General features: G+C 74.3%; 13 protein-coding genes. 8 read left to right on the top strand and 5 right to left on the bottom strand.

Annotated features, from left to right (window positions below; all coding sequences use genetic code 11):
- The 3 genes from ABD143_RS23580 to ABD143_RS23570 form a co-directional block, all read right to left on the bottom strand.
- Positions 1-1,147 (bottom strand): IS701 family transposase (locus ABD143_RS23580; RefSeq protein ID WP_425563745.1); only part of this gene is annotated, 1,147 nt, incomplete at its 3' end.
- Positions 1,148-1,408: 261 nt separating this feature from the next.
- Positions 1,409-1,693, bottom strand: a complete 285-nt coding sequence (locus ABD143_RS23575) for a hypothetical protein (RefSeq protein WP_343982352.1) — start codon at positions 1,691-1,693, stop codon at positions 1,409-1,411.
- A gap of 39 nt (positions 1,694-1,732) precedes the next feature.
- Entirely contained in the window at positions 1,733-2,188 is a 456-nt protein-coding gene (locus ABD143_RS23570; RefSeq protein WP_343982350.1) for an ATP-binding protein, read from the bottom strand.
- Between the two features lie 362 nt (positions 2,189-2,550).
- Here ABD143_RS23570 and ABD143_RS23565 point away from each other — a divergent pair, with 362 nt between their 5' ends.
- The 4 genes from ABD143_RS23565 to ABD143_RS23550 all read left to right on the top strand — a co-directional run bounded on the left by ABD143_RS23565 (position 2,551) and on the right by ABD143_RS23550 (position 4,322).
- A complete protein-coding gene (locus ABD143_RS23565) occupies positions 2,551-3,162 on the top strand; it encodes a phage holin family protein (RefSeq protein WP_343982348.1) in 612 nt (203 codons plus the stop codon).
- A complete protein-coding gene (locus ABD143_RS23560) occupies positions 3,159-3,494 on the top strand; it encodes a DUF3618 domain-containing protein (RefSeq protein ID WP_343982345.1) in 336 nt (111 codons plus the stop codon). Before ABD143_RS23565 ends, ABD143_RS23560 begins: the two co-directional genes overlap by 4 nt.
- Positions 3,481-3,744 (top strand): hypothetical protein, encoded by a 264-nt coding sequence (locus tag ABD143_RS23555; RefSeq protein WP_343982342.1) that lies wholly within the window; start codon positions 3,481-3,483, stop codon positions 3,742-3,744. Before ABD143_RS23560 ends, ABD143_RS23555 begins: the two co-directional genes overlap by 14 nt.
- Before the next feature lie 170 nt (positions 3,745-3,914).
- On the top strand, positions 3,915-4,322 hold the full coding sequence (locus ABD143_RS23550; RefSeq protein ID WP_343982340.1) for a DUF4345 domain-containing protein: 408 nt from the start codon (positions 3,915-3,917) through the stop codon (positions 4,320-4,322).
- A 5-nt stretch (positions 4,323-4,327) separates the two neighbouring features.
- Here the strand turns inward: ABD143_RS23550 and ligD are convergent, their stop codons facing one another.
- Complete coding sequence (ligD, locus tag ABD143_RS23545) at positions 4,328-5,308, bottom strand: non-homologous end-joining DNA ligase (RefSeq protein ID WP_343982336.1); 981 nt, start codon at positions 5,306-5,308, stop codon at positions 4,328-4,330.
- Between the two features lie 212 nt (positions 5,309-5,520).
- On the opposite strand from ligD, the gene ABD143_RS23540 reads away from it, so the two are divergent.
- Complete coding sequence (locus ABD143_RS23540) at positions 5,521-6,507, top strand: hypothetical protein (protein WP_343982334.1); 987 nt, start codon at positions 5,521-5,523, stop codon at positions 6,505-6,507.
- On the opposite strand, the gene ABD143_RS23535 is transcribed toward ABD143_RS23540, so the two are convergent.
- A complete protein-coding gene (locus tag ABD143_RS23535; RefSeq protein ID WP_343982331.1) occupies positions 6,504-8,486 on the bottom strand; it encodes a SpoIIE family protein phosphatase in 1,983 nt (660 codons plus the stop codon). The two genes, ABD143_RS23540 and ABD143_RS23535, sit on opposite strands and share 4 nt — an antisense overlap.
- A 186-nt stretch (positions 8,487-8,672) precedes the next feature.
- Here ABD143_RS23535 and ABD143_RS23530 point away from each other — a divergent pair, with 186 nt between their 5' ends.
- From ABD143_RS23530 to ABD143_RS23520, 3 genes are read left to right on the top strand one after another with little or no spacing between them, the layout of a single operon-like run.
- Entirely contained in the window at positions 8,673-9,320 is a 648-nt protein-coding gene (locus ABD143_RS23530; RefSeq protein ID WP_343982849.1) for a HemK2/MTQ2 family protein methyltransferase, read from the top strand.
- On the top strand, positions 9,313-9,543 hold the full coding sequence (locus ABD143_RS23525; protein WP_379660069.1) for a CDGSH iron-sulfur domain-containing protein: 231 nt from the start codon (positions 9,313-9,315) through the stop codon (positions 9,541-9,543). The genes ABD143_RS23530 and ABD143_RS23525 overlap by 8 nt, the downstream gene beginning before the upstream one ends.
- On the top strand, positions 9,512-10,531 hold the full coding sequence (locus tag ABD143_RS23520) for an iron-containing redox enzyme family protein (protein ID WP_343982329.1): 1,020 nt from the start codon (positions 9,512-9,514) through the stop codon (positions 10,529-10,531). Before ABD143_RS23525 ends, ABD143_RS23520 begins: the two co-directional genes overlap by 32 nt.
- The last annotated feature ends 14 nt before the right edge of the window (positions 10,532-10,545 follow it).

The raw sequence follows: 10,545 nt of genomic DNA, 5'->3' as shown, positions 1-10,545 counted from the left end.
GGTCCAGGCCGAGGCCGTCTTTCAGTTCGCGGTAGTCGTGTTCGATGCGCCAGCGGATCTTGGCCAGGCGGACCAGGTCGCGCAGCGGGGTCTCAGTCGGCAGGGTGGACAGCCAGTAGTCGGTGGGTTCGGGCTTTCCGGGTGGCCATTCGACGAGCAGCCAGCATTCGTCGAGGCTGCCGTCGGGGTGGCGGGGGATGTCGCGGTTGGCCGGTCGTACCCGCAACGCCATGAAACGCGAGCGCATCGCGGCGGTGGGATTGCGGGGGTTGCGGCGGGAGCCGTGGCGCCAGGTGACGCGGTGCAGCGCCCGGCGGCCGGCGGCGACGGCGAGGCCGGCGAGGCTGTCCGGGTCGTCGCGATACCGCGGCACCGGCGGGCGGCCGCGACCGGCATACGGCGGCGCACTGGGTGCGGCGTCGCCCGGATAGGCGCTGGTCGCGGGTTTGACCGCGACCACGTAGGGCAGCCCGCGGTCGGCCAGGCCGAGGCGGAACTCGGTGCTGTCGCCGTAGCCGGCGTCGGCCACGACGGTCCGCCCGGGCAGGCCCCAGCCGCCGTCACGTTCCTCGCCGAGGACCCGGTCGAGCATGTCCAGCGCCAGTCGCCATTTCTCCCGATGCCGCACCTGCTCGGGGATCTTGCACCGAGCCCGACGTCGCCTGATGTCGGCGGCAATGTCGGCATCGGTGGTCGTGGTGTCGTCCCACGATTTCGGCAGGAACAACTGCCAGTCGATCGCTGCCGAGGCCCAGTCGGTCACCGCGTGCACGCTGACCCCGATCTGGCAGTTCCCGACCTTCCCCAACGTCCCGGAATACATGCGTGCCACCCCGGGCGAGTCGGCTCCGTCCTTGGGGAAACCGCTGTCGTCGATGACGTAGGCCTCGGGATCGATGAACCCATCGGCCCACCGGGCGACCCGTTTACGAACCTCGACATGATCCCAGGTGGAGGAGGTGACGAACTGCTGGAGCCGCTGATGATCCACACCGAGCCGGGCCGCCATCGGCTGCATCGACTTGCGCTTGCCATCCAGCATCAACCCGCGCAGATACAGCTCACCCTTGGCCCGCTGGTCCGACCGGGCCAACCCACCGAGCATCTCGGCCGCGAACGCCTCCAGACGCGGCCTGACCTGGTCCATCTCCTCCGGCGTCACAGCCGTAACAAGATCACACGGCAAGCCGGATCAGCGGGAGCGACACACATAACAAAGTACTACTAGTGCGGTGGCCACAAACGTCCACCGGGTCCTCGCGGGCCAGAACGACGCCTCGCCGCGTTGCCCCCGCACCCAAGTACGCCCGGTACGAGGGTGCGGGGGCGCCTTGCGAGGCGCCGTTCTGATCCCGCGATCACCCCGGCAACGTTCGTGGCCACCGCACTAGTGTCATGGACCGCGCTCCTAGCCGGGCTCGCCGCGCCACTTCCGGTAGAGCACCCAGGCGAGGTCGGCGAGCGCGATGACGGCGACGACCACCATCAGCCAGCCGATCACGGGAAACCCGGCGAAGAATCCGAAGACGGCCGCCCCGACCCCGAATGCGAGGCCGAACACGGCGAGCACCGCCCGCAGCGTCAGCGCGCTCTGGGCGGGCGCGGCGCCCCCGAACCGGGCGGTGGGGTCGTGGTAGCCGGGTAGTCCGTGCTCGTACTCGGCGCGGGTGCGTCGTTTCTCCTGCCGTCCCATGCCACCCGGGTACCCGCGGGCGCCGGGCGCTCACGCGGCCTAGCGCTCCGGCTTGCGCGCGGCCGGGATGCGGTGGCGGAGCAGCACACGGCTGCCCCGGCCGTCGTAGTGGATCAGGACCGACTCCGACATGTGGCTCATGAGGGGGATGCCCCGCCCGCCCTGGGTCGGTTTCTCCGCGGGCGGGCGCCAGCTTCCGTGGTCGACCACCTCGATGCACAGCGTGCCTTTCTCGGTCCAGAGCGTGAGCTCGACGACGCCGGACTCGTCGGGGCCGTAGGCGTGGCGCACGGCGTTCGCGGCGGCCTCGTCGACGGCGAGCACGACGTCGGCCGTCTCCACCTCGCTGAGCGCGAGCGGCGCGAGCCAACCGCCCAGCTCGCGCCGGATCATCACCAGCTGCTCCGGGTCGGCAGGCCAGCTGCGGTGGACGAACTCGACGTGGCCGGCGGCGGTCTGGCCTGGGACGTCCTGCTCCATACCCTGGTTTTCCACGTTCCGCCCGATGATCAAACACCAACCGTCGCGGCTACCGTAGCTGTCGCCCGGTCACCCGACGTCATCGACCGCCCGTCGGCTGCGGATGGACGATCGGGTGGGAATGGGCGCCGGGCGGGAACTGGACGGGACGTGTGGGACTCGAACAGGTGCACCGACCGGGACCGGGTGCTCGCGCTGCGGGCGGCCGAGCCGTGAGCGCGAGGTGGTGGCGCAGGCCGCGAAGGCCGCCCTCGGGCTGAGCTCGTGCTGCTGATCATGGAATGGGCCGCGGGATCGGCCCCGCAGCGAGCCGGGTGAATGCTGTTAGACCGGTGAGCGGTGTTAGGCCAGGCCGACCTGGGGGTAGGCCAAACGTCATGAGCTCGCAGACCGTTCGTGAGGACAGGAGCGGCACCCGCACCGCGGCGCCGCAGGTGCCGGCGCAGCGCGGTCCGGTGCTCCCCGACCCGCTCGTCGGCCCGCCGGTCACAACCGGCACGGCAGGAACGACCGGCACGGCAGGCACGGCCGCCCCCGACGGCGCCGGCCGGACGGACGGCCACCCCACCATCGGCGCCGCGCCCGCGATCGCGCGGACCGACCTCAGCACGCTCCCGACAGGTGAGCTGGTCAAGCGGCTGGCCACCCAGCTCTCCGAGCTCATGCGCGGCGAGCTGGAACTCGCCAAGACGGAACTCACCGAGAAGGGCAAACGGGCAGGTACGGGAGCCGGGCTCGCCGGAACGGGCGGGGTCGTCGCGCTCTACGGCCTCGGTGCCCTCATCGCGGCGGCCATCGCGGCCCTGGCGCTCGTGCTGCCCGTCTGGCTCGCGGCGCTGATCGTCGGTGTCGCGCTGCTGATCGTGGGAAGTGTGCTCGCGCTGGCGGGCCGCAGCCAGTTGAAGCGAGCGACACCTGCGATGCCCGAAAACGCCGTCGAGAGCCTTCAGCGCGACGTCGAGATCGTGAAGAGCGCGGTGCGCCGATGACCGGGACGGAGCGCTCCGGGGAGCGGTCCCCCAACGAGCTGCGCGTGGAGATCGAGGAGCTGCGGGCGGAGCTCGGCGAGACCGTCGAGGAGTTGGCCCGCCGGTCCGACGTGCCCTCCCGCCTGCGGGAGAAGCGCGAGGAGACCGCCCAGCGTGTGCACGAGCAGGTGGCGCACGCCAGGGAGACCATCGCCGAGACCGCGCCGGTCGTGCAGAGCACGCTGCGGGAACGCCCTGCGCTCGTGACGGGCATGGCCGTCGTGTTGGCGTTACTGCTGATCACGCTGGTGCGGCGGCGGAAGCGTGGAAAGGAGACCGATGGAACGCGGTAGTGCCGAGCACGGCCCTCGCATGGACGAGGCACTCACCGGGCAACTACAGGGTCAGCTCGGCCCGCACGGCGCGAACCGCGGGGAATGGGCGGCGGCCGAGCCACCCGCCGCCGACGACCCGCCGGAGCGGACGGACCTCCCCGCGGCCGATCCCGGCGAGGAGATCGACCAGGACGAGGTGGAGATGCGCCGCCTGCGTCACGCCATGGAAGTGGCCAACGACTGGAATCCGGCCCGCGACCCCAGCTGAACAGGGCGCACCTGAGCAGGGCGCGCGGCTGAACAGGGCAGGGACTCCCGGTCGCCGTGTGCGATCCGTTTCGAGCGGCGAGGCCACCCCCGAGGTCCAACGGCGCATGGCAGGTGGCAAACGCCTGACCGGAAGATCAGGACCGGCGCCCCTCTGGCAGGGTCGGCGCCGTGGACGCATCGAGATCGCCCGCCACGCGCCGGGTCGTGCAGGGTCTCCTGCGCGGCTCGGCGCTCGTCGCCGTGGCGACCGGAGCAGGAGTGGTGGCGCGCGGTTCCGCCGCGGTGCCCGGCGGTGGCGAGGTCGCCCCGAGCACCGACAGCGTGCTGCGCTTCTACGCGGCGTGGTGGGTCGCCGCCGGAGCGACCATGTGGCGCGTCGCCGCCGCCCCCGAACGGAACGAGAGCGCCGTGCGCGCGGTCGCCGCGACGACGTTCGCGGGTGGCGTCGCGCGGCTGCTCGCAATGCGCCGGTCGGGCCTGCCGCACCCGTTGTTCCGGGCCCTCACGGTGGTGGAGCTGGTGACGCCGCCTGTGCTGCTCGCGCTTCAGCGACGGCTGGCCGACCGGTCGGGCTAGGAGGGTCACTCGCCTCGCGGGAGCACCGCGTCCTCGGGCCGCTTGTCCACTCGCAGCCCGCGCCAGGCCGCGTGCCGGAGCCTGCCCTCGGCGGTGAGCACGCGGTAGACGACCTCGCCGACCAGCTCCGGTCGCACCCAGCGGGCCTTCCGTGCCTCGAGGCGGGGCACGTCCTCGTCGAACGGGCTGGAGGTCTGCTCGCGTGCGGTCAGCTCGCCCAGCAGGTGCTGCAGCGCCGCCTCGGTGAACCCCGTGCCCACGTGGCCGAGATAGCGCAGCTCGCCCCGCTCGTCGTACGCGCCGAGCAACAGCGCGCCGATGGTCGAGGCCCGGCGGCCCTCCCCCGCGGTCCAGCCGCCGATCACCACCTCCTGCGTGTGCAGCACGGCCGTCTTGATCCACGCCGTCGACCGCCTCCCGGGCTCGTACCGGGAGCTGCGGCGCTTGCCCACCACACCCTCCAACCGGTGCGCCTTGGCCACCCCGAGGAGCTGCTGCCCGGACACCCCGGGGTTCACGGGCGGCACCCGAACCCGGGCGCCGTCGAGGCCGAGGCCCTCCAGCAGCTCACGGCGCCGGTCGTAGGGCTCGCGGAGCAACGAGGTGCCGTCGAGGTGCAGGACGTCGAACACGAGGTAGGTGACCGGCACGCGCTCGACCAAGTCGGGCGCGGGCTCCCGGACGTGCATGCGGTGCTGAAGCGTGCCGAAATCGGGCCGGCCGGAAGCGTCGAGCGCGACGAGCTCGCCGTCGAGGAGCGCCTGACGCCCGTCGAGCAGGTCCACGAGGTCGCTCAGTTCGGGGTAGCCGGTAGTGATGTCGTTGCCGAGGCGGCTCTGCGCCCGCACCGCGGTGCCCGAGACACCCGTGACGGCCCGCACGCCGTCCCACTTGAACTCGAACGCCCATCCCGGACCCGTCGGCGGGTCCCCCGCGATGGCCAGCATGGGGGCCACCGGCACCGGCAGCGCGATCTCGGACGTCATACGTGCAGGGTGCCCGGTGGCACCCCAGGTGCACGCGACGACCACCCGGGGGTGGGCCGGCGGCCGCCTCTCGAGGGGTGGGGAAGCGGCCGCCGGGGCACGGGGGGCGGCCCGGGGGGTGCCGCCCGTCTCCGTGCTACTCGAGAGTAAACCTTCGCGCGAACGAGCGGGGATCTTCCCCCTCCCCCTGAAGTCCCCCCTAAGGTCGACGTGTGCCCGCCGACGCCGAGACCCGCGACGCCGCGACGAACGCCGACCCGAGCAGCGGCACCGACACGGCTGCCGCGCTCGACGCGGTCGCCGAGCAGCTCTACGGGCTCCTGCCGGACGACTTCGTCGGAGGCCGCGACGCCGCGGTGACGGAGGCACGCGCTCGGGGCGACCGGGAGCTGGCGAAGGCGATCGGCCGCCTCCGCAGGCCCACCAAAGCGGCCTGGCTCGCCAACCTGCTCGCCCGCCACCGCTCCGCACAACTGGAGGGCCTGCTGGGGCTCGCGGGCGGGCTCGCCGACGCCCAGCGCACCCTCGACGGCGCCGCGCTGCGCCAGCTGACGGCGAAGCGCCACCAGTTCGTCGCCGCCATGGCCCGGGAGGCCGGGCGGCTGGCGCAGGAGGCGGGCGACCCCGCAGCCGAGAGCGTGCTCCGCGAGCTGCACGGCATCCTGGACGCCGCCCTCGCACGTCCCGAGATCGCCGAGCAGGTGCGCTCGGGGCGGCTGACCCGCAGCCTCAGCTACACCGGCTTCGGCCCCGAGGCCGATCCCGACGCCGTGCCGATGCCCGCCCCGCGGCCGCCGGCTCCCCCTCGCGAGGTCCCCGAGGCCGCTGAGCCGAGCGCCGAGCTCGACGCGGACGCCGCGGAGGCGGCCGAACGCGCGCGGATCGAGCGGCTCCGGGCCGAGCGGGAGCGCCGCGAGGAGGCGCTCGCCCAGGCCGAGGACGAGGAGGCCGCGGCCCGCGCCCGTCAGGACGCCGACGAGGCCGCCCGCGAGGACACCGCCACCGCCCGCGACGAGGCCCGCAGCCGGGTGGCCGAGCTCACCGCGGCCCTGGACGCCGCCCGGGAGCAGGAGCGAGCCGCCACGGCCGCGGCCCGTGACGCGGAGACGGCGGCCAAGGCGTCTCTCCGGGCGGCGGGCGTGGCGGCGACCCGCACGGCACGCGCGCGGGCGCGGCTGGAGGAGATCGAGACGCTCTAGGACCTTCGTTCAGCGATGCTCTTGCCGAGGCCGGTCAGGGTCAGCACTCTGCGGGCCTCCGTCTCCGGCGGGGCCACGAGGCGCAGGTCGGGATCCCGGGCTGCCAGCTCCTGGAGCAGGTGCACACCTGCCGCCGCCAGATGCGTTACGCCGGTCAGGTCGACCACCAGCCCAGCGGCGCCGCGCCCCAGCGCCGAGTGCAGCGCGGGGCGCAAGCGCCCGGCCGTCGCGAGGTCCACCGGGCCGGCGACCTGCACCTCCCCGCCGGTCACCGCCACGGTGAGGTCCTCTGGCTCGGTGGTGGCGACCGGCGCCACCGGCCCGCCGAGCGCAGGGCGCTCCACCCGGTGCGTCAACGTGACGGCGGTGCCCTCGGCGTCGGAGCGGACGCCGACGTCGTCGACCAGCTCGCGCATCAGCAGCATCCCGCGGCCCCGGCCCGCGGCGCCCGTGGCGGGGTCGCGCCACGTCCCGCCGTCGCGCACGGTCACCCGCACCTCGCCGGCGCGGGTGACCTGGGCCCGCACCTCCACCCACCCGTCCGTGCCGGGGGCGTAGGCGTGCTCGACGGCGTTCGCAGCGGCCTCCCCTGCGGCGTGCAGCACCGACGCCGCGTCGGCCGCCGTCACCCCGGCGTCGTCGAGCCAGGCAGCGAGTTGGTGACGCAGCGGGGCGAGTGCCGCCGGCCCGGCCGGCAGGCGCAGCCTCAGCGGCGGGAGGGGCGGGCGGAGGTGTGCGACGAGCAGCGTGGCGTCGTCGCGGTAACTGCCGCCCGCAGGGACGGTCTCCAGGTAGGCGAGCCGGTCGAGCACCAAGGCCGCCGTCCGGTCGGCGAGGGCGCCCGGCGCCGCGCCCGCAGGGTCACGAACGGCCGCCGACGCCACGCGGGCGAGCGCGCCCGTCGTGTCCTGGAGCCGCCTCCCGGGCCGCTCGACGAGCCCGTCGGTATAGAGCAGCACCAGGTCACCCGGCGCGATCTGGTCGTGGAGGAGCTGCGCCTTGGGCCCGCCGGTGCCCAGCGGCCACGCGGGCTCCACCGCGAGGAACCGCGTGGTCCCGTCGGCCGCCACCACCAGCGGGGCCGGGTGCGCGTGGCTGCCCACCGTCAGCTCACCGGTCGCGGGGTCGAGCACGGCGAGGCACACCGTGGCCGCCCGCGTGGCCCGGGTCATCGCGGCGAACCGGTCCAGCCGTCCCAGCACGCTCGCGGGCTCCTCTCCGGCTGCCACCGCCTCGACGGCCACGGCGCGGAGCTGCCCCATGGCGCCTGCCGCGACGACCCCCTGCCCGGCGACCTCGCCCACCAGCAGCGCGACCCGCCCGTCACCGAGCGGGAGCGCGTCGAACCAGTCGCCGCCCGCGGCCGGAGGGTGCTCGGCCACCCGGAACTGGGCCGCCATCCGCAGCCGCGGGAGCACCGGCACCCCGGACGGCAGGAGGGTGCGCCGCAGCTCGAGCGCCGAGTCGTGGGCCGTCCCACGCACCTCCCGGTATCGCTGCTCCGCCGCGGCGGCGGCCTGCTCGGCCGCGAGCCGCGCGCGTGACTGCTCGGTGGTGTCGACGGCGTGGACGGCGAGCCCGCGGACCGATCCGTCGCCGTGAAAGGTGGGTAATGCGGTCCAGGTGCGGATGCTCTCGGACGGGGAGCCGTCGTCGTCGACCAGCATGCGGCGCTGCTCGCCCGCGGCCGGTTCACCCGCCGCGACGGCGGCCTCCAGCATCGCGAGCACCTGGCGCGCGTCCGGCTCGACCAGCACGTCCCGGAACGAGGCGCCGAGGAGGTCCGGACGGTCGTCCACGCTCGCTCGTGCGCCGGCGTTCGCGGCCGTTACGCGTAGCTGCGGCCCCTCCAGCGACCAGAGCATCGCGGGCACGGCGTCGAAGCAGTCCCGGACGGCGGCCGGGAGCCCGGCGGCAGGTGGCTGCGCGGCCGGGGGTGCTATGACGGGAGGGCGGGGGTCGCCACCCGGTTCGATCATGGCGCGCAGCATGCCATCCCGTGATCAAGCGCCTGCGGGGTCTCGCCCACCATCTGAAAACGTCACGAAACGCGTGCGCCTGGGGGTCCTCTCGGCAGGGCGGGCGCACGAGAGCGCGGTCACCGACGGCGGAAACGCGGGATGACCCACGTTTGACGCGTCCTGGCCCGGGGATTTACCCATGTGATGGTGCTGTGCCCGCCCGGGGTGTACCGGGCCGAGAGCGATACCGAGATCTTGACCGATGTGATGCTCCGCGGCGGGTACGCCAGCGGGCGCGACGTGCTCGACGTGGGGACGGGGAGCGGCGCCCTGGCCGTCGCCGCCGCGCATGCCGGCGCCCGGTGCGTGACCGCGGTGGACCTGTCGCGCCGGTCCGTGCTGGCGACCTGGCTGAACAGCAGGCTGCACCGGGCGCCGGTGCGGGTGCACCGGGGTGACCTGTTCGCCCCGGTGGCCGGGAACCGCTACGGCCTGGTCGTGGCCAACCCGCCGTACGTGCCCGCGGAGACCGCGGTGCTGCCCCGGCACCGCAAGGCCCGCTGCTGGGACGCCGGACCCGATGGGCGAGCGCTCCTGGACCGGATCTGCCGCGGCGTGACCGGGGTGCTCGCCCCGGACGGGCACGTGCTGCTCGTGCACTCGGCGGTCTGCGACGCCGACCTGACGGTCGAGACCCTGAACGAGGAAGGCCTCACCGCACAGATATTGACGAGGGCGACGATCCCGTTCGGCCCCGTCATGAGGAGCCGCGCGGCCCTGCTGGAGGCGCGCGGGCTGATCCGGCCCGGGCAGACGTTCGAGGAGCTCGTGGTGGTGGGCGCCAGTGCCTGAGCCCGCGCGCGAGATCGTGCTCACCGACGACGGGCCGATGCTGGTGGCGGGCCCCGTCGAGGTCGTGCTGCCCGACGGGCGGCGGGTGCGCTCGGACCGCCCGGTGAGCGCCCTGTGCATGTGCCGCCGCAGCCGACGGCAGCCGTTCTGCGACACCAGCCACCGTACGAAGGTGCGAACAGAGGAGGACCGTGCTCAGCCGCAGCGCCCCACGTCCCGTTGAGCCGCCTGCGCTGCCCGAGCCGCGGGGGCCGCTCTCGGCCGCCGTGGTCGGGGGGCTGCGCCGGGGGCTGGAGATCCTGCCGCCCGTCGAGGGCGCCGACCCCTACAGCGAGGACCTGCAACTGGCCCTCTACTGCCTCTACGAGCTGCACTACCGCGGCTTCGCCGGCGTGCCCGACGACCGCGAGTGGGACCCGGTGCTGCTCACCGTCCGCGGCGCGGCCGAGAAGGTCTTCCTCGACGCGCTGCGCAGCGACGTCGAGCCGGGCGGCGACGTCGACGCCGAGCTGGAGTCGCTGCTCGTCGAGCCGGTGGACGGGAGGGGTGTCTCCTACCACCTCCGCCGCGACGGGGAGCGCTGGCAGGTCCGCGAGTACGTCGCGCACCGCTCGCTCTACCACCTCAAGGAGGCCGACCCGCAGGCGTGGGTGATCGCCCGCCTCGACGGGGCCGCGAAGGCCGCGCTCGTGACGATCGAGCACGACGAGTACGGCGCGGGCGACCCGGACCGGATGCACGCGCACCTGTTCGGCGAGATGATGCGGGCGCTCGACCTCGACGACTCCTACGGGGCGTACGTGGACGCCGCCCCGGCGGCCACCCTCGCCGAGGTCAACCTGATGTCGCTGTGCGGGCTGCACCGCTCCCTGCGCGGGGCGCTCGTCGGGCAGTTCGCCGCGGTGGAACTGACCTCCTCCCCCGGCTCGGACCGGCTCGTCCGTGCGATGCGCAGGCTGGACCTGTCCGAACGCGCCGTCGAGTTCTACGCCGAGCACGTCGAGGCCGACGCCGTGCACGAGCAACTGGTGCGGCGCGGGGTGATCGCGCCGCTGCTGGCGACCGAGCCCGCGCTCGCCGCGGACGTCGTGTTCGGGATCAGGGCGAGCGGGTTCCTCGCCGACCGCTTCGGCGACGCGGTGCTGGACAGCTGGGCGGCGGGCCGCCCGTCGCTGCGGGTCCCGCTACCGGACGCGCCCGCGGGCGCCTGACCGCCGCACGGGCA

The organism is Pseudonocardia aurantiaca, from assembly GCF_039526725.1.
Lineage (GTDB): Bacteria > Actinomycetota > Actinomycetes > Mycobacteriales > Pseudonocardiaceae > Pseudonocardia > Pseudonocardia aurantiaca.
Note: the sequence above shows the minus strand (reverse complement) of the source record. Positions and strands in the feature narration are given on the sequence as shown.

Bases quoted from the DNA above. Each gene is read 5' to 3' on its own strand.
- ABD143_RS23575 (WP_343982352.1), bottom strand. From the start codon at position 1,693: ATGGGACGGCAGGAGAAACGACGCACCCGCGCCGAGTACGAGCACGGA.
- ABD143_RS23535 (WP_343982331.1), bottom strand. From the start codon at position 8,486: ATGATCGAACCGGGTGGCGACCCCCGCCCTCCCGTCATAGCACCCCCG.
- ABD143_RS23565 (WP_343982348.1), top strand. From the start codon at position 2,551: ATGAGCTCGCAGACCGTTCGTGAGGACAGGAGCGGCACCCGCACCGCG.
- ABD143_RS23555 (WP_343982342.1), top strand. From the start codon at position 3,481: ATGGAACGCGGTAGTGCCGAGCACGGCCCTCGCATGGACGAGGCACTC.
- ligD (WP_343982336.1), bottom strand. From the start codon at position 5,308: ATGACGTCCGAGATCGCGCTGCCGGTGCCGGTGGCCCCCATGCTGGCC.
- ABD143_RS23560 (WP_343982345.1), top strand. From the start codon at position 3,159: ATGACCGGGACGGAGCGCTCCGGGGAGCGGTCCCCCAACGAGCTGCGC.
- ABD143_RS23530 (WP_343982849.1), top strand. From the start codon at position 8,673: ATGGTGCTGTGCCCGCCCGGGGTGTACCGGGCCGAGAGCGATACCGAG.